The sequence below is a fragment of the Actinoplanes sp. ATCC 53533 genome, assembly GCF_003947245.1.
Window position 1 is genome coordinate 1 of sequence record NZ_QHHV01000672.1, and the last position, 597, is coordinate 597.

At 65.3% G+C, this 597-nt stretch carries 1 protein-coding gene; it reads right to left on the reverse strand.

The window, feature by feature from the left end; all coding sequences use genetic code 11:
• Positions 1-20: 20 nt before the first annotated feature.
• A partial coding sequence (locus DMB66_RS60570; RefSeq protein ID WP_233625655.1) for a glycoside hydrolase family 76 protein occupies positions 21-597 on the reverse strand: 577 nt, incomplete at its 5' end.

Consider the following 597-nt stretch of genomic DNA (forward strand, 5'->3'; position numbering starts at 1 on the left):
CAGCTGCACCAGCGCGTTGATCAGCACSCCTGGTTGTAGGTCCAGGTCACGTCGCCGTTGTTCTTGCAGGTGCCGAGGTTGATCCCGTCGTTGACCAGGTTCGAGCCGTTCAGCATGCCGGTGCCCTGGAACCAGGACCAGCCGGCCTGCGCGCGCTGCCGGTAGACCGTGTCATTGGCGATCCGCTGGGACAGGGCGGCGTTCAGCTGGATGTACAGGCTGTTCGGAATGGCATTCTTGACCGTCTTGTCGGTCCGCCAGTAGACGCCGCCACCGCACCTGCTGTCCCAGTAACTGAACATGTGGTCGGCGTCGGCCCGGGCGGTGTTCAGGTAGCGGCTGTCGCCGGTCACGTCGTACGCGGCCACCCAGGCCAGCCCCCACCAGCCGGTATCGTCGAGGTATTCGTTGCGGAACTGTCCCTGCCGGGCGTTCACGTTCTTGTCGTAAGTAGCCGCGATCGCGTACTGGTAGCTACGCATGCCGCTGCGCCGAATGTTGTCGATGACCGCGGTGAGCGCGTTCGCGCCGGTCCACCAGCCGTTCGTGTCGAAGAGCCCGGTGCCGCGGTCGAAGCGCATCATGAGCGCGGTCGCC